The sequence below is a fragment of the Streptomyces sp. AC512_CC834 genome (assembly GCF_019049325.1).
Lineage (GTDB): Bacteria > Actinomycetota > Actinomycetes > Streptomycetales > Streptomycetaceae > Streptomyces.
Map to the genome: position 1 here is coordinate 1 of NZ_JAGMUO010000019.1, position 24,474 is coordinate 24,474.

Consider the following 24,474-nt stretch of genomic DNA (forward strand, 5'->3'; position numbering starts at 1 on the left):
GAGGCAGGCGGTGTACAGGTATCCGTTCATGTGTTCCGACAGCTGCGCGCTCAGCTCGCTGGTTTCGCGCGGGGCGGACGTCATCGCGTACCTCCAGAAGGTCACAGAAGTCCCGTGGGCGGGCACCTCGGTACGGGCCCATCCTGGCCGAGGAGGCATGAGCGAGGGCACAGTGCGCCTCGCACGACGCATGAACGCGTGGTGTGGCGCACCCCTGCCCGGCCCCCTGCGCACGGCGTTCACCCGTTCTGATGGGACGGTCGCGCCGACCGGCAATCAAGTCATGCAACGGCCTAGATGTGTTCTACGGTAGGGCGCGTGACACCGAACCCTCACAGCCCCGCTTCCGATGTGGCGGTCGACCGCGGCGAACTGTTGCGTGCGCTCGCCGAGCAACGTGAACTGCTGCTCATCACTGTCAAGGGGATCACGGACGCGCAGGCCATACGGCGCACCGTCGTGAGCGAACTCACGCTGGGCGGGATCATCAAGCACCTGGCCCGCGGCGAGCGGGTGTGGGCCGAGATCCTGGTCAGAAGGGACGGCGAACTGCCCGAAGGGATGCTCGACACGGGGCAGTACCGCATGAGTGCGGGAGAGCGGCTCTCGGACCTGCTGGAGCTGTACGAGGGAGCGGCGCGCGAGACCGAGAAGGTCGTGAACGACCTGGAAGACTTCGGAGGAAGCGTTCCGCTCCCCAAGACCCCCTGGTCCCCGCCGGCGCCGGAGTACTGGCCGATCCGCCGAGTCCTGCTGCACCTGATCAGGGAGACGGCGCAGCACGCGGGCCACGCGGACATCATCCGGGAAGCACTGGACGGGGCCAACACCACGGCCCAGCGCTGATCCAGCTCAGCTGCACCGTCCCGGAGAAATCCCACGGGATGCCTCCGCGCACCGCACAACAGCCGACAGAACGCGCCTCGCGGGCAGACCTACCAAATCCCCGGTTCGCCGTCGGCGAGCGAACCGTCGTGGGTGGTTCCCACAGCTCATCAGACATGATCCAGGGTGGCGTTCCCGCACGGAACCGAACGCTCAACCAGCGAGGAAGAAGACGGCCGCGCTGTGGAGCGGGCGTCGGCCTCCAACTGTTGTGCCGCGGGCAGTGGCTCCCCCGCTACAGCAGGCGCAGGACGCGCCTCTCCGGGAGCTGGCTGCAAAAGGCGGCGCCACACGTCGCCTTGATCTTGTCGTTGGGGTTGCTACTGAGGTTGAACTCGTGATGTCGGCGGGTTGTTCAGGTGGGTCTGATGGTCAGTCGGGTCTGGCGAGGCAGCCGGGGACTGCTGCACGGATAAGTGACACCTGACCTGGCTTGCTGAGAAGCGGCCTGGAAGGATGTCGCAGTGCCCAAGCCGTGTCCGAGGGAGTTCCGCGAAGACGTCGTGCGGGTCGCGCGCAACCGCGAGCCCGGCGTCACGCTGGAGCAGATCGCTGCCGACTTCGGCGTCCACCCGATCACACTGTCGAAGTGGCTGCGCCGCGCCGACACCGACGAGGGCGCCGGGCCCGCAGCAGCGTCGGGTGAGTCGGCCGAGCTCCGCGAGGCCCGCAAACGGATCAGGCTGCTGGAGCAGGAGAACGAGGTTCTTCGGAGGGCTGCGGCGTATCTGTCGCAGGCGAACCTGCCGGGAAAATGATGTACCCGCTCGTCCGCGAGCCGGCCGCCGCCGCTGCCCCTCACCGGGTGCGGGTGGCGGTGACGTGCCGGGTGCTCGGGCTGGCACGCCGGCCCTACTACCGGTGGCTGCCCCACCGGTCACCGGTTCGGAGCTCGCCGAGGCCTGCCGGGCCAACGCCCTGTTCGACGCGCACCGCGACGATCCCGAGTTCGGCCACCGCTTCCTCCTCGACGAAGCCCGGGTGGCCGGTGAGGCGATGGCCGAGCGGACCGCCTGGCGTATCTGCCGCGACAACCGCTGGTGGAGCGCCTTCGGCAAGCGACGGGGCCGTGGCAAGAACACGAAGGCCGGCCCACCGGTCCACGACTGTGGCGTAGCTGACGCGTTTGCTTATTGATCTTGGTTGTGGCCTGGTGTTGCTCAGTTGTATTGAGCGGTAGGTCTGTTCCGTGGGTGGGGTTTACGCGGAGTCGAGTGTCCGGCGCCGGAGGGTACGTGGGCTGAGCTGGCTGTTTGGTGCTGCGCAGTGAGCTGAGTGGGGCAGCGGTTTTTGCTCAGTGTGGTTGGCGCGCCTAGAGGTACCGGTGCTGGCCGGTCTTGTGAGGGCTGGGGCGGCAAGGGGTGTGTGTTGGTTCAGGCGTTGCACGGAACCGCGGACCACCCGGCCGGACGGACGCGGGCGTGGCCTCGCCCTCGACCACGGTCCTGGTCCGCGGCCGTCCGGTGTTCTCGGCCTTGGGTGTCATCCCCGGTGCCGTGTCAGCGCCTCTCGCACGGCGGTGATGGCGATGCGCTCCTGCTCCAGGCGCAGGTGCGGCCGGTAGGCGCCGGTTCGCAGGTCTTCGTCGAGGCGGGCCTCCTCGGGGGTGAGGTGTGTCAGGCCGCCGCGTGCCTGTGTCTTCTCCTGGCCCCAGTGGGACTCGTGGGCGAGGAGGGTGGCGCGGTCCATGAGCAGTGACGTGGTGTGCGGGAAACGTCCTCGGACCTGGTCGAGGATGGCGAAGCCATGGGTGTCGATGTCGCCCCAGTAACAGAGGTCGACATCGTCGAGCCAAGGCAGATTACGCAGCAGGGCAGCGGCATATCCGGAGCCGAGGATGGCGACGGCGTCGGGGACCGGCGGCAGCGAGAGGTAGGTGGTCTCGTTCTCGAGGACGAAGACGGTGCACACCCCCAGGGACCAGCCAGCCAGTTCTTCGGCGCGGACGGTGAGTTCGCTGAAGGGCAGGGGAGAGGCGCCGAGGTAGCGCAGGCGGATGTAGATGGGCTTGGTGCGGAATCCGTACCGTGCGACGAGATCACTCTTCGGCGCGCTGGTGTTGACGCGGCTCTCAGGGAGCACACAGTCGAGGAGTTCGGCGAGGATTCCTTTGTTGGTCTCGATGAACTTGGTATCCACGCCTGGGGTGTCGATCTCGCGCAGATAGACCGCCTCGGTGCCGTGGTCGCGGATCCAGCACGTGGTGCGCACGAGCCGCTGCCAGTCTGCGGCGTGGCCGAGGACCTTCATGGGATGGTCGGCCATCCACCGTGCGATGCCGGGGTCCTGGCGGGTGGTCTGCTCGTGCAGGGTGTGGAAGTGGTCGACCTGGGTGGTGACGCGGAGCAGTGTCCAGAGGCGGTCGCGGGTGTCGACCCAGGCTCGGGCCGGGACAGTGTTCGAGGGGGTGCCGTTGCGGCCGCCGATGGATTTGGTCTGGATGCGCAGATGCGGGTGTCGGTCGGGGGCCCAGGATTGGGCCCAGGCGAGTGCCTGCTCGTAATGCTGTAGAGCATCGTCCGCGGTCGGGCCCTTCAGCGGCACTCCGATGGGTTCGAAGGGGTGTCCGCCCGAGGCGGCGGTGAGGTAGCGGCCGCTGGTCCACTTGCGGCGCAGGGTTTCCACCACATGCTCGGGGCGGGTCCATTCTGCCGGGGTCACGACTGCTTCTTCGGGGGCTGGTTCGCCTGCTGGGCTGCGGCCTGCTTGTGGGCGCGGAACTCCTCGATGGTGAGGTTGTTCAGGCGGGAGCGGGTTTTGTCGGGGCGGTCGACGTAGCCGACGCGGGTGACGTGGGGCTCGATGACGTGGAGTTTCTGGAGCGGGGTGACGACGAGGAGTTGCAGGCCCAGGCGCTGGAACAGGTCGAGGGCGAAGTGGGCGGAGGGGTCGTCACCGCGTCCGAAGGCTTCGTCGATGGTGACGAAGTGGAAGGTCTTGGGTTTGGGGGCGGTGGGGTCGATGCGGAACTGGTAGGCGAGGGAAGCCGCGAGGATGGTGTAGGCGAGTTTCTCCTTCTGGCCGCCGGACTTGCCGCCGGAGTCGGAGTGGACCTCGTACTCGGCGTCGTCCTCGCGGTTGAGTTCGCTGGCAGAGAAGACGAACCAGCGCCGCACGTCAGTGACCCGGGAGGTCCACTCCTTGTCGAGACGGGTGTGCTCCGGGCGGCCCTTGAAGCGGTCGAGGAGCGCCTTGACCTGGAGGAACTTCTCCTCGGTATAGGTGTCGTCGGCGTCATTCGAGAGCGCTTCGCTGGTGCATGCGCGCAGGTCGTGCTGGAACTCGCGGACCTCCTTGTTCGGCGTGGGAGCGGCGTTGAGCCGGATATAGCGGCCCGGGTTGTAGTCGATGCCGGCCAGCGAGGTGTTGATCACGTTGATGCGCTCGCGGATCTGCTGTTCCTGAGCGCCGAGGCGGGCCTGGAAGGAAGCGATGTCGCGGATGACGTTGGTGCGCAGGTATTGGAGGAACTGCTCCTCGAACCGGGGCAGGTCCTCGTCGGTGAGCCGGCTGTGCAACGCGCGGTAGCCGTCGGCGGATTCGATGGTGTTGTCCAGCTCGGCGGTGTGGACCGGGTACCTGCCGCGGAAGGCTGTCATCAGCCCCGCTGCCTGGCTGCTGGCGTGGCGCAGGGCGTCGTGGCGGCTGCCGCTGCTGCGCAGCAGACGTGCTTCGGCATGGCGCTCGGCGTCGTCCAGCATCTCCAGGAGTCTGTGCTCGTCGCTGTCGGCTGCGGGCAGGAACTTCCTCAGGGCTTCCTCGTGCTCCGCCATGCCGTCGAGGTCGCACTGCGCGAGGAACGTGGTGGTCCTGCCCAGCAGGTCGGCGATGTGCTGGACGTCGCGGCGCAGACCGCCCAGTTCCTCCTGCCCCGTGGTGAACGTCTTGCTGCTCTGTACGATCTCGTCCTCGGTCCCCTGGAGCTGCGCGGTGAGCTTGTCCAGACCGGCTTCTGCTTCCAGGGCGCTCTTTTGCTGCTCGAACTGCTCGATGTCCGCGACGGTGCTTGGCCAGTCGAGTTCCGCGTAGGTGTCGACGCTGGCCAGCAGGGTGAGGGCGGCACTGGTTCCGGCGCGGGCCCGCTGCTGCTTCTCGAGCTCCCGGGTGGCCGTAGTGATGTCGGCGCTTTCGCGGGTGAGGCGGGTGGCCTCGGCGAGGAGGGCGTCGAGCTTGGCCTGGTTGCTCCAGCCCAGCACCCAGTTGCGCCGGTCGTCGATGCGGTAGGCGTCGTTCTTCTCGTGGCGGCCTCCGCCGCCCTTGACAAGGCCCTGCTGGGTGACGGCGGGCCGGGTGGCGCGGGTGAACGCGTCCAGGTTTTCTGCGCACAGGTAGTCGGCACGCGAGCGCAGCCGCGCGGCGAGCCAGTCGCGGGCCCAGCTGTCGGACTTGAGCTGGAGTTTGCCGGTCAGCAGGGTGGGGTCGTCCGGCAGTGTGGTGATGGGTGTGTGGGCGGGGACGTGGTAGTAGACCAGTCTGAGGCCCAGGTGACGGCCGTTGACCCAGGCCGAGACGGTGTCGTAGTGGGCGTGTGGGACCAGCAGGGACAAGGCGAACCCGTGCAGTACGCGCTCGGCGGCGCCGGCCCACTCGGCTTCGTCGTCGCGGACCTGGATCAGCTCGCCGGCGAACGGCAGGACCTCGTCGGAGACGCCTGCGGCGGTGGCGAGTTCGTGGCGCAGGGCCAGCAACTGAGCGGGGATGCTGGAGCGCTGCTGCTGCAGGCTGCTGATCTCGAGCCGCAGCGCGTCGGTCGCGATGGTGTTGCCGTGGCGCGCGATGGCGAGATCGTCGAGTTTCCCGCGGGCCTGCTGCTCTTGCTCCTCGGCCCGGGAGCGGGCGGTGGAGATCTGGTCGGTCCGCTCACGGAAGGAGGCGGCGTCGGGGACGGGATCCATGCCGGCCTGCGTGAGCCAGGTGCCGTACTCGGTGGCGCGCTTGCGGCGCCGTTCGCGTTCGCGGCCGAGCTCTTCGATGCGGCCGGTCAGGGAGATGAGCTTCTCCCCGCCGACGCCATCGATACGGCGCCGCAGGCCGTCGGCCGTCCCGCGCAGCTGTTCCAGCTGCCGCCCGCGAGTGGACTGCAGCTCCTCTAGTTCCGCCGCACCGGACATGAGCGCGGTGTGACGTGTCGTGAGGAGCCGGTGGCGGTGCTGGGCGAAGAACGCGGGGACGGCACTGCGGCGCTTGTCCAGGGCGGTGATCTCCCCCTGGACGGTGTCGTACCGGTCGCATGCCATCACGATCGGCGTCAGGTCCTCGATCATCCGACGGGCCCGGACGACTTCGTTGTGGCTGGCGGTGAGCGCGTCGAAGTGGGCGACGATCTTGTCGACGGCCGTCTTCGCGTCGAACGGCTCCAGCATCCGCTCGCGGACGAACTCGTCCAGGCTGCCCACGGCCTTCATCGACACCGTCTGGTGGAACAGGTCCAGGGCCTGCAGGCTGGGGATGCCCAGACCTCTCAGTAGTGCCTTGCCGTACTGGGTGTATGTGCTGCCGTGGACGGTGGCCCCGCGCTGTTTCAGCTGCCGGCGCAGGTCGGTGATGTCGGTGCCGAAGCCGGTGAAGTCGGTGTCGATGGACAGCGGTGCCTCGGCGGTGAGGTAGAACCGCTCGGGCTGCCCGGTGCTGGTCGGGGATGTCCAGTAGAAGACCTGGGCGAGCGTGAGGTGGGTGCCGAGGGCGTAGTTGGCGAAGACGCCCAGGATCACGCTGTAGGACGTGTGGTCGCGCAGCCCCACGGGGCGGGTGGTGTCCGATGCCTCGACGCGCTCGTTCTTGTGATGGCCGAGGACGTAGGACCGCAGGTCGCGCTCCTTGGCGTCGGCGCCCGCCGCTTTGTTGTAGGCGATTTTGTGGGCGGGCAGAAGCAGCGTGGTGAGCGCGTCGACGAGGGTCGACTTGCCCGATCCCACGCCCCCGGTGAGCAGGGCGCAGTGCCCGTCGATGGTGAAGGTGCAGGCGGTGCGGTGGAAGGTGCCCCAGTTGAGCACCTCCAGGCGGGCGAGCCGGTAACCGGGGCCGACGCCGAACGTGCCGACCGGCTCTGCGGGCGTCGCCTGCCGGGGGATGAGCGCTGCCGGGTCGGTGGTGAGGGTCATGTGTCGTCCTTGGCCGTGGTGGAGGCAGCGTCGCAGTAGGTGGCGAGGAGGTCGTTGAAGTCGTTGAGGGCCTGGGCGTCGACCAGGGCCTTGATGTGGCGGCGGACCTCGTAGGCGCCGGTCTGTTTCGTCTGGCGCAGTGCCTTGAGGTCGACGAGCTTTTTGATGTGGGCGTCGATCTGGTCGACGAGCTGGGCTTCGTTACTGCGTGGTGGGAGGAAGCCGCGGACCATCTCGACCAGGTCGTCGCGGGTGAGTACCAGGCGCGGGTCGGCGGAGTCGGCGTCGCTGTCCGCGAGCCGTCCGCGCAGCAGGACGAGCATCAGACTGACGGGGAACGAGAGCCGGTGGCGGGTGACCAGCCGCGGCGCCGGGACGCCGTCGTCACGGGAATCGAGATCCTGCTGCCGGACGTAGGCGTAGCCCTCGGCGCGGTCGATGACGACGTCGAGGCCGATCACGCTGAGGTAGTCGCCGATCGCCGCCTGCTGGCTGACGATCTGCTCCCAGACGGCAGGGGCGTCGCTCTGATAGAGCACGCCCGCTTTCAGCAGGTGGACCACGGGGACGGTCAGGGCGTCGCTCACTCCTGCTCCGCCTTTCCGGCGGCGGTGCCGCCTTCGTCGCGTACGAACGTCACGTGCGGCACTCTCGCCTGCGTGTGCCCGGGCACGTGGACGCGCGGGTAGACCAGGAGGTCGGTGCGGTCCGGGTCCACGATCATGTCCAGGCCCGGGTGCTCCACCTGGAAGTAGGCGAGCAGTTCCGCCAGCCCCAGGGTCAGCGGGTGGTCGTCGACGATGGCGGCCAGGTTCGCCTGGCCGCTCGGGCTTGCGGCGACCGCCTCCAGGACGTGACCGCCCAGCGCCTCGGTGTCGACGTGGACGCCGGAGAAAAGCTCGGAGATATCCACCTCCGCGTCCTCGGATTCCTCCACCGCGATGGTGTCCAGCTCGATGCGTTCGACGGGCATGTACAGCCGTCGCTCCATCGGCAGCGTCAGATGTGCCTGAGGGATGTCCAGCGTCATGCCGGGCAGATCGGCTTGGCCTTCCAGGGCGGTGACGTGACGCTGGATGGAGCGCACCAGCGCCAGTACGCGGCGGTCCTCCGCTCGGCTGCGGTCGACCAGGAAGCGGCGCAGTTGCTCGGTCAGCTGCCGGACCGTGTCCTGGGTGTTCTCGGCTGCCTCCAGCCAGGCGAAGGGGACCTTCAGCAGGCTCTGGTTGGCCCTGCCGTCCAGTTGTGGCAGTTGGTTGACCTGTTGCAGCAGCTCCCGCAGTTCCTGCTGGCGGCGGGGGGAGAGGAGGTAGTCGAAGAACGCCTGGAAGCTCTGTCCCTGATCGGACCGGGCGATCTCGTCGCGGTCCAGCAGGAACGCGGCCAGTTGCTCTCCCTTCCCGCCCTCGGCGGTGGCGACCTGGTGGCGCAGCCGTACGTCCAGTTCCCGAAGATTCGCCTCCACTTCGCGGAAGTCCCGCAGGAGTTCGACCGCGGTGCTCTCCACCTGCTGGTAGCGGTCCAGCAGAGCGAGCGGGGACAGCATGTCGACCTCACCGGCGCGCAGCCGGGCGATCTGGGCGTCGATCGCGTCACGCTCCCGGCGCAGTTCGTCGATGCGTGTCTGCGGATCGGTCTCCGTGCCGAACGCCATCTGCCGCAGGAGCGCGACGATGGTGTTCAGGCGGGACTCGGTTCCGATGAACGAACGTGCGGGCAGCTCCCGTACCCAGGCCACGGCCTTCTCGAGGGCCGCAGTCGCGTCGAAATGCGCCTCGTCCTCCCCAGGCGGGTAGTACTTACGCAGCCAGCCGTTCTTCGTCCACTCCGCCAGATAGGCGTCGGCAGGCCGGGGAAACGAGCCGGGCTTTTCCTCGTTGAGGAGGTAGAGCCGGTCGTCCAGCCGGGACTCCAGCACGGTCTCCGGCACACTGCGCGCGTTCTCGTCGACGAACACCGTGCCGCAGAACGACAGCACCAAAGCGGTATTGTCCGCGCGCAACAGCACCCACGCCGGATGACGCATGAGCTCTGTGACCTGGTCGAAATCCACACAACCCCCCGATCGCATGCAAAGTCTGTCCTGCCCCGGGCACAGCAGGTGACGTCACTCTAGAAACCGGCACTGACAAAACCCGGGAAAGCGAATGAATTTGCGAATTCGGCGGGAAATCCCCGTACTCGGGCGTTGACGTTGCACGGGGCATCATGCGGCGACGCGGTGTCGGGCGAGCTTGTCCAGCATGACCTGGTTGGCCTCCCACCCATCAGGGAACTTCGCGCGCACGGAAAGGTGCACCGGGTCGGTGGACGGGTGGCTGTCGAGGAGGTCGGCGATTCCTTCACGGGCGACGACGATGCATGCCTGCCGGTGGCGGGAGGCGAGGACGCACAGCCGCCCGGCCTCCAGATGGAAGGCGGTGGCGTCCCGGCGGCCGGACAGCGGGTGTACGACGATGACGACTTCGAACTCGCGGCCCTGCAGCCGGTTCGCGGTGTCCACCGCCACGTACCGTGCGCGGGGGGTTCCGGTTCGGGCGAGCGCGGTCCGGACCAGGTCGGCCTGGTCGCGGTGGGCGACACCGATGGCGATGTGACCGGCGTCCAGGGGCTGTCCGTCCGGGTGGCGCTCGCAGGTGGAGATCGCTCCGCGGATCAGCAGCCGGGCGGCGAGATCGGCGGCGGTCCGGAGGGTCTCGGTGTCGGTGCGTGGTACGTGCCGGCGGGGCAGTTCGTGCAGGGCCCAGCCGGTGGTGAATGCCTTGGCGAGGGTCTCGTCCAGGTCGGTGCGGGCGAACCTGGTGGTGCGGAACTCCAGGGCGCGGGTGTCTTCGCCGGTTCCGGCGGTGAAGTGGTTGAAGGGGTAGAAGGCCCGGGCGATGGTCGGTGCGGCCGAGGCGGGCAGGCGCCAGGACACCGGCAGCCGGTGCACGGGGATGCCCGGGTTGTGTTCCAGCATCACGCTGACGCCGTTCTGCGTCGGGTCGTGCGGCAGCCCGATCCAGCGTTCGGTGCCGACGATCGTGAACGGGTCCAGCTGGCCGGGGTCGCCGACGAACAGACCGCGGTCGAAGCGTTCGACGATCTGCAGCAGCATGTCCGAGCGCATCTGGTAGGCCTCGTCCAGGATCGCCCAGCCGAACGTGGTGGCGTCGCGGACGGTGGCCCACTTGGCAGCGGTGCCGATGACGATCCGGCAGCCGGACAGGTCGGCCAGGGTGCGCCCGATTGTGGTGTTCGTCAGCCCGCTCAGGGCCTGTGGTGGGCTGTAGGTGCTTGCGCTCAGACGGCCGAGGGGAAGGTCGGGGTGCTTCTCGGCGAGCCGCTCGATCAGGTCGTCGACCTGGTTGTTGGTCTGGGCGACGATGATCGGGCGTTCGCCGCCCGCCGTGAGTTCCTGGGCGGCGTCGATCACCAGGGTGCTCTTGCCGGCGCCCGGCGGGGAGTCGACGACGACGGCCCTATGCCGGGAGTCGGCCAGGTCGGCCAGGATCGCTGCGGTGGCGGCGCCCGCAGCCGCGGACGCGTCGGACGTGGTGGTGTCGTCAGTGGTCATTGCCCCACTCCTCTGCGGCGGCGTCCTCGGGTACGGCGGGGTCGGTGTCCGGCCCGTCCGGGCTGGCGCTGTGTGTCCACGGGGTGTGATCGGACGCTGGGAACTGCGGTGCCGGGCGCCACCCCGGGTCGGGCAGGTAGTCGATGCTCTGGCCGGGCACCGGCACCGTGCCCGGCTTCGGGACGACAGAGCGCCCCATGCCGCCGGTGACCTCCACCATGACCAGCGTGGCGTCGCCGTCGGGGAGGGCGGAGACGATCACGGCCTTGTGCCCGGCCGGCATGGACGGGCTGATCAGCCTGGTGTCGGCGGCCAGTCGCACGAGATCCTCGGTGCGAACGGTGACCCGCGGCCGTGGCACACGCCTGTTCGTGGCCATGGTGACCGTCCGGCCGGGTTCGGTCTCCACGACCGTCCCGGCGAACGCCTCCCCGGCGCTGCGCCGGTCGGCCCGCACGAACCGGTCGTCGAACGCCATCTCGGACTCGAATTCGGCCAGCGCGCGTTCCAGCCGGCTCAGCCGCCGGGCCGCGCCGATCGCGGTGTCCCGCTTGCGCTGCGGAAGGCCCCCGGCGTCCCGGTCGTCGGAGTAGCGGGTGAAGGCCGCGCAATCGCGTTCGAAGCGCCTGGCGGTCTGCGGCGCCTCGCGCACGGACCGCAGCAGCGATACGGCCTCCCACACCATGCGCCAGGTGGGCTGGATCTGCCCCGCGATCAGCTCCCGCAGGTCGGACTCGGCGGTGCCCAGCGCACGCGGGTCACCGAGGGCGCGGGCTGTGTCGAACCGTCTGATCGCCGGCGCCAGGTCGCGGTTGTCGAACTCGGGGGAGGTCGTCGGGCCCGCCGGCGGGCACACGTCCGGGTTCTCCGCCTCGGCCATGGCCTGCTCGACGCTCAAGCCCGCCGGGGGAGCGATCCAGGCTATCAAGGAGGCGAGGTTCTGGTCCTCCAGCGTGCTCTGACCGGTCGCCCAGTGCTCGGCGAGCATCCCGGTGACGGGCAGCAGAAGGGAGGTGCCTGCCTGCTCGGCCCTGTCGACCAGGAACGTCAGCCACATGCCGAACTCGGGGACGACCTCCGGCACCACGTGAGGACCGGACGTCGCGCGGAAGCGGCACATGCGTCCCAGATCGGCCAGGGCTTTGACGCCGCCGAGGTTGGGCACCAGGATCTGCGGCGCGTCGGTGTACCAGGAACGCTCGCCTTCACCGCGGCGGTTGTGACGGAAAGAATCGATGTAGTCCACCACGATCCGGCCGAGGCCGGCGGCGAACGCGAACCGCTGGTCCCGGTTGCGGGGCTGCGGCACGACCAGCAGCGTCCCGTTCCTCCTGGCGGAGCCGACCATCGCGGCCAGGGGTGCTCCGGCCTCGCCAGCCATGGCCAGCGGGACGATCACCAGCGGCCGGCCCGACAGACGCCGGTGCCGGAACTCGGTCAGGGGCACCGCCCGCATCGACTCCATCGCCTGCACATGCGCCAACGCCGACAGTATGCTCACGCCGCACCTCCAAGACCTTCCAGTTCGGCGCACAGCCGTGCGGCGTGCCGCAGGGCGGCGGCCATCTCGGACTGGGCCTCGCTGGCCGGCAGTTCGCCGTGGGCCAGTCCCATCACCATGGTCGTGGTGTCGATACCGCCGAACTGCTCGCGCACCACCGGGCCGAGGACATCCAGCGAGGCCTCCGCGCGGGCACGGCTGCGGCAGTAGAACGCCATCTCACAGTGGTTCAGGCAGTCCGGACGGTAGGTCACCAGTACCCGATCCAGTGATTCGGTCAGTTCCCCGGCCGGGCGCCGGGGCCGTTGCTCCTCATCCAAGTCGAGATCGAAGGTGAGGCCCTCGGGCAGCAGGTCCACCAGGTCGCCGATGCGCGCGATGCGGGCCAGCTGGCGGCTCAGTGCGGCCACCTGCTTGCGGGCGTCGACGAACGCCGCGGTCGGCCGGTTGGTGAAGTCCTTCGGCGCGACCAGCACGACCGTGTCGGACACGGCCTGCTCGTCGATGCCGGCCCGCGCGAGCAGGTCGCGCAGCGCGATGATGTACGCGCACGCCTGGGTGGTCGCTGCCCGCACCTGCGTGGGGTCGGCCTGCCCGTCGAGGATCGGGAAGCTCTTGATCTCCACGATGTGAAAGCGCCCGTCGATACGGAAGGCCACCAGGTCCGGCTCCAGGAACGCCTGGTGCCCGCCGACCCGAAGGCACAGCATCGGGTGGTCGAACAGGGTGCCGTCACCGTCTCCCTGGGCGGCCTGCAGCAGTACCTGCGCGGTGCGGTCGTGGCGCACCGCGGCGCGGCCGTCGCCGCCGACGTCGTTCAGGTCCTCGTACCCCACTTCCGGCAGCGTCAGCTGCAGGGTCTCCCGCAGGACCCGCACCAGCTCCGCGCAGCCGTTGTCCTTCACCATCGCCTCGAAGGCGTTGCCGCGCGCGAGGGCGAAGACGGACTGGCCGAAGGGAGAGGGGTGGCCGGCGTGCGCGGCGATCGCGGCCTTGTCGGAGCCGGAGGCGTCGAGCAGCGCCCGCAGCGTGCAGCGCGGGTTGTTCTGCAGGGCCGCCAGTGACCGGGCGTTGTAGTCCAGGCGCTTCGCGGATCCTCGAAGCGCGGCGAGGCGTTCGTCGACGGGTGCTTTCACGGTCTCGTAGATCCTTGCGGGGGAGTAGGGACTGCTGAGCGTCAGGGGTCAGGCCCGGGCCGTCCGCAGGTGCGTCACGCCCTGCGCAGGCGCGCCGAACAACTGCTGGTCGTCATTGAGGGACTTGCGTGCCCGTCGTGCGGCCTCCGCCCGGGCGGCGCGATCGGCGTCGACGTGCACGTCCAGCTCGGCCCTGCTGACTCTCACGTCCGTGCCGCACGCGATTCTCATTTAGATGTCAGCTGAGAAATGTCCATGGCCCGCTAGTTGTAGGGATGTCATGGGTGCGCTTCAGACACAGCATGAGAACTGCTGATGCATGCACCTGAGAATCACGAGTTCAGTCCACTGAGAATCACAATACGACGCGGACTGTGACCTGCTGTTTTGCGCTGAGCGGTGGCGAGATGGGGTCTACACACGCTTCGCAGTCGACTGCGCTCGCATGTGCTGCACCTGGATCAGCCGACGATAAGTCATTCCCGCTCGCACGGATTATGCAACCGCCGCGGTCTCCGCCCTGGCAGGAAGTCTGGGGCACCCCCGCCGGCGCGGGTCACTATAGCCTGGCCGGAGCGGCAAGCTGAACAGGGCGGCGGAGTCCCGCTCATGCGGGCTCTGTTGGCCAATGACCACCTGGCAGGGCTGACAGCACGAGTCGCCCCTTCTTGTGGGCTCGAAGGTCTGGGCGCCGAGGACGGTGCCACGAATGACGTAGCATCCCGCTCGCGCCGGCCATGCCTCATCGTCGAGACCATGGAGCGCACTTCGGCGACCGTACCGACGGCGACGGGTCACTCCCGCTCGCGCGGGCTCTACCTCGCTGGGTCGTCCCGCGGGCTGCAGTTCCAGGAGTCATCCCCGCTCGCGCGGGCTCTACTCCTCCGGCAGCGGCGGCTGCCTCGAAGTGGCCGAGTCATCCCCGCTCGCGCGGGCTCTACGCCGACTACGCCTGCGCGGGCGAGGAGTTCAGCGAGTCATCCCCGCTCGCGCGGGCTCTACCCTCTCTGAACTGGCCATTCTAGCGCGGTTTGCCCGCGTTTTGCTTGGGACAGGGCAGGTGGCGGCTCGTCGTTTTAGCGTCGCCGGGGATCAGAACCTGCTGTCTGTCTCGACGGCGACCGAGAACGAGGCACGCGGCTGAAGCCGAGAACCAGGCATCACCGCCAGGACTGCCGCGGCATCGCTTGCAAGCCCCGGATTGGGAATGCCGTGATCAACCGATTGCTGCGGTCGGCAAGGGGCTGCACCAGCCGTGCACAAGCCGGCGCGCCGACGCCGCGCCGGACGGGGCCAGCCCTGGTAGGCGCGGTCGGCGAGGAAGAGGGGTTGCCGGGTGTGGCATATCTGGACGATGCCGTGGGCGGGGGCAGCGGTCATGTCGTGGGTGTCGCGCGGACCACCAGAGCGGTGTGCCGTCGACGGGCGATGACCTGGGCGTTCATGCCGTGCTGCGGATGGCTTTCAGGAAGTAGGACGGCGCGTCTGCGTGGAAACCTGGCAGCTGGGGCACCGTCCGCGCCTGCAAAGCGCACGTCGTCCGGCCCCCGTTACCTTCCGGCAGCCAACACCTCGCACTGTCACTCGGTGGATTCGCGGCCGACCGGACACCTTCGTCGGCTCCGGACGCCTTCGGCTGAAGTAGGTCCTGCTGTCAACCCGGGATCCTCACCGTTCATGTCCGGTCCAGCACGACCAGGACGTGCGTGATCTGTATCACTTTTTGACGGGACAGTGCTGAAAGGTGCCTCTGCCGGGCCTTGTAGTAGGGCTTCACCGCCCTTCCAGACCGCTACCTAGCAGGAGGAGTACAGACTGTGGGCGCATTACGTCCCGTGCCGCCGCCCGTGGGAGTCGAGGGTCTCGACCACATCGATCTGCAGTATCCCGTCGCCAACATCACCACTCGGCTCTCGATACGGACGCATACGTTTCCGCCTCGCACATCTCTGTCCGCCCACGAGCAGGCGCTACTGGGGGCCGTAGCGGTGGAAATGGCACGGAGGCACGCACTGTTCTACGGGCCGGTGACCAGCCTGCTGGAGGGCCAGCACGCGGCAGTGCACGGACATCACGAGGTAGTCGAACACGTTGCACGCCACACGCTGGGCATCCGTGGCATGAACAGTTCCCAGTGGCGAGAGGCCGCCTCCACGGCGCTGATGGGCGACTGGGTCCCGATGCTGCACGAAGACGACGCCGGACTCCTGATCCCCCGGCACGTCAAACGGGAGGCCGAACGCACCCACACCCAGCTCCAACCACTGTGGGAGCACAAGGTCAAGGGCCGCCAGGTGGCCCTGCTCGACGCGCCGACCACGGACGGACTCACCCTCGGCGACCTGGCGGCCGACCCGCTCCGGCCGTACGGATCCTGCACCGATCAGACCATCAATGATTTGCGTGTAAGGGAGGTCCTGGCCGCGCTTGACCCGGATGAGCGGGATGTCGCTCTCCTCTATGTGCGTGACTCTTCCGTTCGCAGTTGGACCGAGGCCGCGCGACGCAGCGGCGCCGCAAACCCCAAGCAGTTCGGTGAGCGGGTGCGACGCAGGTTGCTCCGGCTGGGTGACCGGCAGCGCAAGCATGGGGCCGCTGGAAAGCCGCGATCGGCGGAGGGGGCATGAAAGAGGAACCCGTCGTGACCCCTCACGACGTCGTGCCGGCGTCAACTGCGCGGTGGCTCAGCCTGATCGGCGCCCTCACCGCGTTGACGTCCATGGTCGCTGCCGTAGTTCTGGCGCTCGTCCACTGCTCGGAAGTGATCGTTCCCGTTGTGGCGGTGGGTGCGACTGTACTCACCACCGTCACCGCATCCGGACGGCCTGGCGGGCAGGCGCAGAGGTGACAATCTCGCACGCTGCAGGGGCGGAGGGGGACGGCACGCCCACACGCAGGCAGTGACAGAAGGCGGCGGCGCGGTACCGCAGGCATGCCGCAGACCGCGCCGCCAAGCACGGGGCAGCGGCCGGCCTGGCACTCTGTGCTGTGGCAACGGGCTTCGCGCCGGTCATGCGTTGGCGTATTCGGCGAGCCCGCGTACGGCCGGGGTGGCGTCGGACCGTGAAGCAGGTGACCAGGCCGTGGCAGCGGGCTGCTCCCGCGGCGCCGGGCTCACGAGTCCACGTGCGTTCTCGACCTGACCCTTGAAAGGGTCTGCAAGCGCACCGAGGCTCAGGTGATCGCGAGGTGGCTGCCACAGCATGGCCCGTTGAGGGTTGCGCGAAACCAGTGCAGCCCCATCAGCGGGTCCACTCAGGTCATCGACTGGCCGGCGGCACAGCGCTTCACCTGCAAGTCGAGCGGCTGTCCCCGCGGCTTGCCGAGCGGGGCAGCCGGGCAGAGGGTGCCGAGCCGTTGCGGCACGAGGGACAACTCGATGCACAGGCCGCCCAGAAGCAGAACTGTTGACCCCGGATTCTCACCTTCGGTGAACTGCTGTCCACGCCACCACCGTTGCCGCGCCGAAGCCCTCGGCCGGCCTTGGTCCCGTCACCCTGGGCGTGGCCGTCCGTGCCTGTGCAGGCAGCGGAGTCAGGGACTCGCAGACCGGCCGGGGCCTCGACGCCGCAGAAGGCGCCGGCTGAACGCGCCCGAGCTGCCCAGGCCCTCCAGCTCCGGCAGCGCGGCGCCCCGTGGCATCGCCCGCCCCCGTTCCGCGGCTGGAGCGATGTGCCCATCGGTCCCACTCGACAGGCACATGCTCAGGTTCCCCCCGGGGCACGGAAGGTTGACGAGCGGACCGCAACACTCCACAATATCGAACAGAAATTCGATAGAGGGGCTGGCATGGTGTGTGGACGCCGTGTCGGGGCGGGGGGAGACTGCATACCATGGGAAAGGGTTCTCACAGCGCTGCTCCGAATGCCATCGGCTACCAGCACCAGACGTGGTGGGCCCTGGTCGAGCTCCTGCAGACCGGGGCCAGCAGACCTGACGCAGCGCTGAGCCTGGAGCTGTACGACGACGTGGCGTGGGAACAGGCGGGGACGGCCACCGAACTCCTCCAGGTCAAGCATCACATCGGGGAGCACCGGTCACTCACCGACACGGCAACGGACGTGTGGCGCACGCTGAAGGTATGGATGGACGAAGCCTCGCCGTCCGACCCCGCCGGCCCCGCGCTGGCCCTGGTGACGACCGAGACCGCGGCCCAGGGCACGGCCGTCGCCGCCCTGTGTCCGCACAGCCGCGACGAGGCCGAGGCCAAGCGCCTGCTGGAGCACGTCGCCCGCACGTCCACCGCCCAGCTGACCGAGAAGGCCCGCGACCAGTTCCTCGGTCTGGGGGAGGCGGACAGGCTGACATTCGTCTCACGCATCCGGGTGATCGACCGCTCGCCCCACATCCAGGACGTCGCTGCCCAGGTCAAGGAACGACTGCACTGGGCCCTGCCGCCCGGGCACGAGGACCTGTTCCTGGCCATGGTCTGGCGGTGGTGGGACGAGACGGCGCTCGCCCTGCTGCAGGGCGTCCAGCGCGGTGTCGACGTGGGAGACGCACAGGCGGCGATCGCCGACATCCGAGACCAGTTCACCCGCGAGAACCTGCCCACCCTGGTGGAACTGGCGGACGTCAACGCAGGAGAGCTGGAACAGACGTACCGCATGCACCCCTTCGTGCAGCAGATGCACTGGGTGGCCTACCCGCCACGCAACCTGCAGAAGGCGATCGTGGACTACTACCGCGCCTACACCCACTCCGTGCGCTGGCTCGAAGAAGACCTCATCGGGGCAACCGAACTGACCCGCTTCGAGAACGAACTCGTCGACGAGTGGGAGCGCGAGTTCGAGTGGATGATCGACACCCTCGACCAGGACGCGGACGACGACGCGAAAAAGACCGCAGGCAAGCAACTGCTCCGGCAACTCCTCGGCCAGACCAGCCTCGCAGTGCGCTCCCGCTACAACGACCCGTTCTTCGCCCGTGGGCAGCGGCACATGCTCGCCGACACTGGCAAAATCGGCTGGCACGCCGACTTCGAGACCCGCATCGCCGAACTGCTGAAGGTGGCCACGTGACGCCGCCGCCTTCTTCGGCCGCTGCGACGAGGAGATGAGCATGACCGCCTGGAGCGACCGCTCCCCGATCTCCGCCGTCATGCTCAACCCGGCCCTGATGGCGGCCGTCCTGGCCAACGCGGCGCAGGGACACGAGAAGGAAATCGACCAGCCCATGCCCTGGGTCCTGGGCTTCGTCGCCGCTCCCATGGTCCTGCACCAGCCCACCCGCAACGCCCTGCCCGCCTCGACCAGAACCCACCTGGGCGCCTGGATCGGCAAGAACCCCGTCCTGCGGGCCGGATTCCCCGCCCGCGCCCAAACCCTGGCAGAGCCCGTCAAGGAGGGCACCCGGTTCGGCCTGGCCCACCATGCCCTCACCCTGGAACCCGACGGTTGCCTGAGAGCCACCTACCGCAGGCCGCGGGGATTCAAGACCCCCGAAGAGCTCGACCAGATGCTGCGCAAGGCCAACCTGGTGGGACGGTGGCTGGCCAAATCCGACAGCCCGGCGACTGTCTTTGCCGTCCTCGGCGTGACACCCTGACCGGGTGCAATTGCTCGCGATCATCCTCTACAGCAAGACGGGCGACCGGCAGGTCCTGGAATTCACCCCAGGCGCCCTCAACGTCGTGACAGGCGAATCGAAAACAGGCAAGAGCGCCTTGCTCGAGATCGTCGAATCCTGCCTGGGACGCGACACTCTGCAAATGCCGGTGGGCCCCATCACCAGCACAGTGTCCTGGTACGCCGCCCTGTTCCAACTGGACAGCGGCCGCGCCTTCGTCGCGCGTCCCGCCCCCAAGGCAGGCAAGTCATCGACCCAGCAGGCCATGCTCGCCTTCGGCGCAGACCTCGAACCGCTCGACTTCGAGCAGCTCGAAGTCAACTCCGACACCAACACGGTCCGCGAGCAGCTCGGCCGGCGCATCGGCATCGAGGAGAACCTGCACGAGCCCCCGGCCGGCTCGGGCCGCCAGGCGCTGGAGGCCCACATCGGGCATGCAGCCCTGCTCTGCCTGCAGCGCCAGAGCGAGATCGCCGACCCCGGGTTTCTCTTCCACCGGCAGGGCGAGCAGTTCATGGCGCAGACCCTGAAAGACACCATCCCCTACTTCCTCGGCGCCGTTCCCCGCGACCAGGCGCTTAGACGAGCCCAGCTCGCAGCAGCCAGGCGCGAGGTGCGCACCGCCGACACGGCCTACCAGCAGGCCCTCCAGGGCGCCCAGAGAGCGCAGGCCGGGCTTGCCTCGCTGTGGCGAGAGGCCTTCGCGCTCGGCATGGTCACCACCGAGGAACAGCCCGAGCGCACCGCAGCACTGTCCGCCCTGCACGCCGCGGTGAGTTCCGGCCCCGTGCCGACAGCCGTCGACCCCGAGACGGCCGGCCGCCGCAACGCCCTCGAACGAGAACGCGACCAGCTCCGCGCCCGCCTCAAAGGAGTGGCCGCGGAACGTGAACTCCTCCTGCAGCAAGACGACTACGCCGGCGACTACGCCGGCGCCGTTCGCACCCAGACCGCACGCCTGACCAGTCTCAATCTCCTGGGCGTGCAACCGGACAGCGACAGGGGCGAGTCTGCTGTCTGCCCCCTGTGCAGGTCGGCGATGAGCGAGCCCGACCCGACAGCACGCGAACTCCACCAGAGCCTTGAACGCCTGCAGACCCAACTGCAGGACGTTGAGGCCGCACGGCCTGCTCGACGGGCCGCCCTCACCCAGCTGGACGAGCGGGCAGACGAACTGCGGGTATCACTGCGCGGCGTCGAAGCGACGCTGCAGTCCCTCGTCTCCGCCCGCGCTGCCACCGAGGAACTCACCGACACCTCCCGCCGCGATTTCATGCGCGGCCGCATCCACGCGAGCCTCGCCGCGCTACCCGCCAGTACACAGGAGGAAGTGGCCCGGCTGAAGCACCTTTTCGAGGCGGCGCAGAACCGGGTCGAAGCACTGACCACTGAACTCGACCCGAACGAAGAACGTGAACAGCTCACCTCGCGCCTCGTCGCGATCAGCCAGGACATGACCGACTGGGCCGACCGGCTCCAGCTCGAACACAGCGGGCAGAGCGTCCGCCTCGACCTCAGCCGCCTGACCGTCGTGACCGACACCGAACAGGGACCGGCCCCTCTCTTCCGCATCGGTAGCGGAGAGAACTGGGTCGGCTACCACGTCATCGTCCATCTCGCTCTGCACCGCTACTTCTCCCGGCAAGGCCGCCCCGTCCCGCGCATCCTGATGCTGGATCAGCCCACCCAGGTCTGGTACCGCTCGGAAGTCGACCAAGCCTCAGGAACCCTCGAGGACGACACGGACCGGGCAGCTGTGACCCGGCTGTTCCGGCTCATCCACGACGTAGCCGGTGAACTCGCCCCCGACCTCCAGATCATCGTCTCCGACCACGCCAACCTGGACGAGCCGTGGTTCCAGGGCTCTGTGCGCCACAACTGGCGCGGGGGACGCAAGCTCATCCCGGAGCGCTGGATTGACGAGGCCGGCCAGGCGGGGTAACACTCCAACGTGCGAGCGTGCGCCACCCGCAGACCGAGGCACCGCAGCCAAGACGGCCCGCTCCACGTCAACTGCCGCACCGAACCGAGGGATGCTTACTCCCTGCCTCTGCGGCGCAGTACAGCGGACCCCGCTCGGCTGGCGCAGACCATTCGGTGACGGCTGGCTCACGACACGGTTCTTCCACTGCGGCGGTGGTCGCTGCGCGGTCGCAATGGTGGGAAGACGACCGCTTCACCCAACGAGACGGCCGAGGAAGGCACCCGGCGGCGGCTGCGGCAGAGCAGCCGCGGATTGCTGAGCCGGCGGCTCCGCGCCTCCGGCTGTCAGTGGCGAGTCGCACACTTGAAGGACAACTGTGCGTTACTCGCTGGAGGAGGAAGCCATGGGCAAGCGAGCACGGGACCTTGCTAGCGAGCTCGGCGTCCCGGTGAACGAGATCATCAGGCGTGCCTGGAAGTTCAACCGGTCCGTGGTGACAGCCGACTCCCTCCTCTCCAGAGCGCTGGAGGAAGGCATCCGCCACGCAGCGCCGTTGGCCTCTGTGCCCGCCCTTGGCCGGCCCCGCGCGCCCCAGCCGCAGGCAGGGAGGCACAGGCGACGGCCTTGGCGCACACTCGGCGACCTTGCCCCCATGGAGCAGGCGCTGGCCCGGGACCAGATCAGGAGGCGGAGTCCCTACTGGTATGGCGCCCCCGACCACAAAATCGCACCAGACGAATACAGCACCGTGCAACGCCTGGCTCGGGTCTGGGCGGACAACTGGTTCAATGACAAGGAGGTCACAGCCTGGTTGGCCCTGGGCGTACAGAGCCCCGGCGACGCTGCTGGGTGGCGGAAGCAAGGCTTCGACGCTACGTCCGCCGCCGCATGGCTGGCCATTCGCGTACAGTCCACCAGCGCGGCAATCTTCACTGCGGCAGGTGTCACGCCCGCGATGCTGGACACCGCGTACGCCATGAAAGGCAAGGCACTGCGTGGCGGCAAGCTGACCCTGCAACGAGCGCTGGAACATCAGGACGTGACGCCCGAAGAAATCTGTTCGGAGCTCCGCCGCCTCGGTGCCATCCCGCGGCAGCGCCCGTAGGCTCCAGGGGCCATCGGCATCGCTGGCGACAGCGGCACCGTGCCCGGCCGTCGCCCCGGAGCGTCCGTCCGCATCCGGCAACGCTGCGGGGTCTGCGTTCAGCTCCCGCAGGCGGGTGAATCCGCATCCCCGGCCGCGGCGATCGGCCAGGCAGCACAGTCCACGGCGAACGGTGTGCCTCCCGGAGCCGGGAATGTCCGTGAGAGAACCAAGGCGGTTGGAGAGAGCCGCGGCTCGGTTCAGTCCAGCCAGTGCACCAGGCGTGCTGCTTGGTGTACGGCATGGGCTTGTTCTTCCAGGCCGAGTGCATACTGCTGGGCCGTGTCGTCGCCGTGGGTCAGCAAGAGCGAGGACAGGCCGATGAGACGTGCGCTGCCCAGGCACGCCACGTCGAGAGCCAGTGCCAGCATCTCGGGGGAGATGTCCTGGGCGTGGAGGACGCTGTCCTGATAGCGGGCCATGTGGACCAGCCCGATGGGTGTGCTGTGGGTGACCTGGCTCAACAGCGAGTAGGCGACCGGCAGCCAGCCCGGCTCGGGGTAGGGCGCTGCCATGGCCACAAGCATCTCGTCGATCGGAGGGAGGGGTGTGCGGCCCTTGGACAGCGTCTCCGGTCCCTCGATGACCGTGTCGGGCAGTTGGAGCAGCTTCTTGGCGGCGGCGAGGGCCACACCGTTCCCGGCGAACAGCTCGATCGTCTTCTTCCTGCGGGCACGGAACTCGTCGAAGTAGCGAGTGGAGCGCTGCACGAACACGTCTTCGTCGTCGAGTTCCTGTGTCAGCCAGGTGAAGCGGGCAGCTTCCTCCAGCAGCATCCGTGCGCCGAACACCGCGGTGACGGCGGCGTGCTGGTCATAGGTGGCCATGACGGTGGCGAAGGTGGAGTGGGCTCCGGCGTAGGCGAGCACACTGGCGAGTTTGGGATTGCCGTGCGCCCAGGGACTGGTGTGCCAGCTGCCGAGGAAGGCGTTGTACTTCTGGACGGCCTTGACCACAGGGCGGGCATCGGCGATGTCCGGCAGCAGGCTTCCGGGAGCCACGATTACTTCTGGTCGAAGGCGCATCTGGCGGGGACGGGATCTGACCTTGGGCACGGCGTGGGATGCGGGCTTGGGATCGCCCAAGGCGTGCACCGCTCCTGCTGCCGCCACCACTTCCTCGGCCAGCCGCATGGCCTGGCCGAGGAAACCGGCCTGATCGACCTCGGGCGGCCAGCACTCCGGCACGGCTGCGGCCACCCCCAGGAGCGTGACGGTGACACCGACAGCTGCGACATGCATGAAGAGCGCCTCGTGGTCCGCACGCAGATCGTGGCCGGGAATACCGTCAGCGGCGACGCTGCTCTGCAGCCCCAGCAAGTTGCCGTGTCCGGCGTGTCCCAGCACCATCACGGCACCCCGCAGACCGGCCAGGGCCAGCATGCTGCGTGCCGCATTCAGGAGATCTTCGATGCTCCCGCCCACCACCGTGGGCGGGACCGGCCGGGCCGCAGAACCCAGGAACAGATCCAGCAGCTCCTGCTCACTGGGAAGCGAGGGCGCCGTCAGTGAGGCGAGGGAGGCTCCTGTCAGGTCGGTGACACCGTTCAGCGGCACAAACCACCGGGCAAGATTCGGACAGCTCGCCTCATGGTCGGCTAGATAGCCGCAGATCCGGCTGCGCTCCTCCAGCATGCTGCCCGCCAGCGCGGCTCGCCGCCCTGCCGGGTCCTGGGCGATCCACTGCCAGCGCAGTCCGTCGTCCAGCAGGCTGCGCGCCAGTGCGCCCACGACCGTGCCGCCCATCCCGGAGCCGAGCAAAGAGTCCGCGCAGGCGTAACGCCACCGGGCGAACGGAAACACCGACTCCGCCAGAAACTGCTCATCGGGCCCGCCGAAGTGAAACACCGCCGGCAGACCGTCAAGGTGCAGCCGCAGAGCCCGGGTCGCTGCCCGCAGGCGGATCGTGGCGGGGGCGGCCTCCCGCCCGTCAGGCCGCCGGCCCGCTGCCTTGTGGTGCTGCGCGTCCATCTCTGCCCCTGCCTGCTGTCTATTTCTCTCTGCCGGCATTGTCCGGCACAGGCGAGGAAGCCGGCCCGTGTGCGCCGTGCGCCGTTACGGCGCCGCGATCCATAGCGTTACGGGTGTGGTCGGCGCAGGCGTCTGGCACACAGGCTCTTGTGCGCCCGGCCGTTTCGGTGACACCTTCGGCGAGGCCTGGCGTTCGGGCAGGTGCGGAACGCCGCAGACCCGGGAGACGCAGCCGGGGACATCGCCGCGATGCCGTCGCCAGGCGAAGACGTCCGTGAACAGCAGCCCCGCCGGCTGTTCGGCCCAGGCATCCGTTGCGGTCACCAGGCCCTTCGAATCTTCGACACGCAGGGGCGCCCGCCAGTCATTGAGGCGATGGTGGCTGTTTGAGAGGAACCGTGCAGCGGACGTGAGGTGATGCTGATCAGTGACCCGTCGTTCTGTCCGCAGCGGTCACAGCCACAGCGGTCACCGGTGGGCTGCTTGGCCAGTCCCGGCATGGTCCGGTTGGCCAGCAGCGCATCGAGGGGAGCCGGCTCGTGCTCTCCCCGGGGTGGCCTGCTCGAAGTTCAGGCGGGGATCCAGCGGGGGGCCGGTACGTAACCCGGTGTAGATCGTTCTGCCTGGTGGCGATCGGCAAGGGTCTGGAGGTCGTGCTGTCGTGCTGTGCAGGCCCGAGGACGAGAGGA

At 68.6% G+C, this 24,474-nt stretch carries 17 protein-coding genes, 1 pseudogene and 1 CRISPR repeat array; of the genes and pseudogenes, 8 read left to right on the plus strand and 10 right to left on the minus strand.

Going from position 1 to position 24,474, the window contains the following annotated elements; all coding sequences use genetic code 11:
* The first annotated feature begins 318 nt into the window (after positions 1-318).
* The 3 genes from KUM40_RS07545 (at position 319) to KUM40_RS07555 (ending at position 2,022) form a co-directional block, all read left to right on the plus strand.
* Entirely contained in the window at positions 319-846 is a 528-nt protein-coding gene (locus KUM40_RS07545) for a DinB family protein (protein ID WP_217164188.1), read from the plus strand.
* A 503-nt stretch (positions 847-1,349) separates the two neighbouring features.
* The gene (locus tag KUM40_RS07550) at positions 1,350-1,643 is read left to right on the plus strand and encodes a transposase (RefSeq protein ID WP_217164190.1); all 294 of its coding nucleotides are present in this window, start codon (positions 1,350-1,352) and stop codon (positions 1,641-1,643) included.
* A 103-nt stretch (positions 1,644-1,746) separates the two neighbouring features.
* Positions 1,747-2,022, plus strand: a complete 276-nt coding sequence (locus KUM40_RS07555) for a hypothetical protein (protein WP_217164193.1) — start codon at positions 1,747-1,749, stop codon at positions 2,020-2,022.
* Positions 2,023-2,367: 345 nt separating this feature from the next.
* Here KUM40_RS07555 and KUM40_RS07560 read toward each other — a convergent pair whose 3' ends face one another.
* The 9 genes and pseudogenes from KUM40_RS07560 to KUM40_RS07600 all read right to left on the minus strand — a co-directional run.
* A complete protein-coding gene (locus tag KUM40_RS07560) occupies positions 2,368-3,546 on the minus strand; it encodes a Wadjet anti-phage system protein JetD domain-containing protein (protein ID WP_217164195.1) in 1,179 nt (392 codons plus the stop codon).
* On the minus strand, positions 3,543-6,986 hold the full coding sequence (locus tag KUM40_RS07565; protein ID WP_217164197.1) for an ATP-binding protein: 3,444 nt from the start codon (positions 6,984-6,986) through the stop codon (positions 3,543-3,545). Before KUM40_RS07565 ends, KUM40_RS07560 begins: the two co-directional genes overlap by 4 nt.
* A complete protein-coding gene (locus KUM40_RS07570; protein ID WP_217164199.1) occupies positions 6,983-7,573 on the minus strand; it encodes a DUF4194 domain-containing protein in 591 nt (196 codons plus the stop codon). Before KUM40_RS07570 ends, KUM40_RS07565 begins: the two co-directional genes overlap by 4 nt.
* Positions 7,570-9,012: a DUF3375 domain-containing protein gene (locus tag KUM40_RS07575; RefSeq protein WP_254394737.1), complete on the minus strand. Its 1,443-nt coding sequence runs from the start codon at positions 9,010-9,012 to the stop codon at positions 7,570-7,572. The genes KUM40_RS07570 and KUM40_RS07575 overlap by 4 nt, the downstream gene beginning before the upstream one ends.
* Before the next feature lie 180 nt (positions 9,013-9,192).
* Complete coding sequence (locus KUM40_RS07580; protein ID WP_217164203.1) at positions 9,193-10,542, minus strand: AAA domain-containing protein; 1,350 nt, start codon at positions 10,540-10,542, stop codon at positions 9,193-9,195.
* Entirely contained in the window at positions 10,532-12,043 is a 1,512-nt protein-coding gene (locus tag KUM40_RS07585; RefSeq protein ID WP_217164205.1) for a hypothetical protein, read from the minus strand. Before KUM40_RS07585 ends, KUM40_RS07580 begins: the two co-directional genes overlap by 11 nt.
* Positions 12,040-13,179 carry a hypothetical protein gene (locus KUM40_RS07590; protein WP_217164207.1) on the minus strand — a complete coding sequence of 380 codons (1,140 nt, stop codon included), beginning with the start codon at positions 13,177-13,179 and terminating at the stop codon, positions 12,040-12,042. The genes KUM40_RS07585 and KUM40_RS07590 overlap by 4 nt, the downstream gene beginning before the upstream one ends.
* Positions 13,180-13,227: 48 nt before the next feature.
* Complete coding sequence (locus tag KUM40_RS07595) at positions 13,228-13,386, minus strand: hypothetical protein (RefSeq protein WP_217164240.1); 159 nt, start codon at positions 13,384-13,386, stop codon at positions 13,228-13,230.
* A 583-nt stretch (positions 13,387-13,969) separates the two neighbouring features.
* Positions 13,970-14,181: direct repeats of the CRISPR family, unit length 29 nt; unit sequence CGAGTCATCCCCGCTCGCGCGGGCTCTAC.
* 294 nt (positions 14,182-14,475) lie between these two features.
* A pseudogene (locus KUM40_RS07600) lies at positions 14,476-14,645 on the minus strand (IS5/IS1182 family transposase); the annotation flags it as partial.
* 351 nt (positions 14,646-14,996) lie between these two features.
* Here KUM40_RS07600 and KUM40_RS07605 point away from each other — a divergent pair.
* The 5 genes from KUM40_RS07605 to KUM40_RS07625 all read left to right on the plus strand — a co-directional run bounded on the left by KUM40_RS07605 (position 14,997) and on the right by KUM40_RS07625 (position 21,776).
* Positions 14,997-15,806, plus strand: a complete 810-nt coding sequence (locus tag KUM40_RS07605; protein ID WP_217164209.1) for a hypothetical protein — start codon at positions 14,997-14,999, stop codon at positions 15,804-15,806.
* A gap of 1,206 nt (positions 15,807-17,012) precedes the next feature.
* Positions 17,013-18,200, plus strand: coding sequence for an ABC-three component system protein (locus tag KUM40_RS07610; RefSeq protein ID WP_217164211.1), 1,188 nt, complete (start codon positions 17,013-17,015; stop codon positions 18,198-18,200).
* Positions 18,201-18,240: 40 nt separating this feature from the next.
* Positions 18,241-18,726: a three component ABC system middle component gene (locus KUM40_RS07615; RefSeq protein WP_254394738.1), complete on the plus strand. Its 486-nt coding sequence runs from the start codon at positions 18,241-18,243 to the stop codon at positions 18,724-18,726.
* Positions 18,727-18,730: 4 nt separating this feature from the next.
* On the plus strand, positions 18,731-20,689 hold the full coding sequence (locus tag KUM40_RS41090; RefSeq protein WP_308401078.1) for a DUF3732 domain-containing protein: 1,959 nt from the start codon (positions 18,731-18,733) through the stop codon (positions 20,687-20,689).
* 634 nt (positions 20,690-21,323) lie between these two features.
* On the plus strand, positions 21,324-21,776 hold the full coding sequence (locus KUM40_RS07625; RefSeq protein ID WP_217164213.1) for a hypothetical protein: 453 nt from the start codon (positions 21,324-21,326) through the stop codon (positions 21,774-21,776).
* A gap of 239 nt (positions 21,777-22,015) precedes the next feature.
* Here the strand turns inward: KUM40_RS07625 and KUM40_RS07630 are convergent, their stop codons facing one another.
* Positions 22,016-23,785, minus strand: a complete 1,770-nt coding sequence (locus KUM40_RS07630) for a hypothetical protein (protein ID WP_217164215.1) — start codon at positions 23,783-23,785, stop codon at positions 22,016-22,018.
* Positions 23,786-24,474 lie beyond the last annotated feature (689 nt).

Bases quoted from the DNA above. Each gene is read 5' to 3' on its own strand.
- KUM40_RS07565 (WP_217164197.1), bottom strand. From the start codon at position 6,986: ATGACCCTCACCACCGACCCGGCAGCGCTCATCCCCCGGCAGGCGACG.
- KUM40_RS07575 (WP_254394737.1), bottom strand. From the start codon at position 9,012: ATGCGTCATCCGGCGTGGGTGCTGTTGCGCGCGGACAATACCGCTTTG.
- KUM40_RS07580 (WP_217164203.1), bottom strand. From the start codon at position 10,542: ATGACCACTGACGACACCACCACGTCCGACGCGTCCGCGGCTGCGGGC.
- KUM40_RS07610 (WP_217164211.1), top strand. From the start codon at position 17,013: ATGGGAAAGGGTTCTCACAGCGCTGCTCCGAATGCCATCGGCTACCAG.
- KUM40_RS07615 (WP_254394738.1), top strand. From the start codon at position 18,241: ATGACCGCCTGGAGCGACCGCTCCCCGATCTCCGCCGTCATGCTCAAC.
- KUM40_RS07625 (WP_217164213.1), top strand. From the start codon at position 21,324: ATGGAGCAGGCGCTGGCCCGGGACCAGATCAGGAGGCGGAGTCCCTAC.
- KUM40_RS07630 (WP_217164215.1), bottom strand. From the start codon at position 23,785: ATGGACGCGCAGCACCACAAGGCAGCGGGCCGGCGGCCTGACGGGCGG.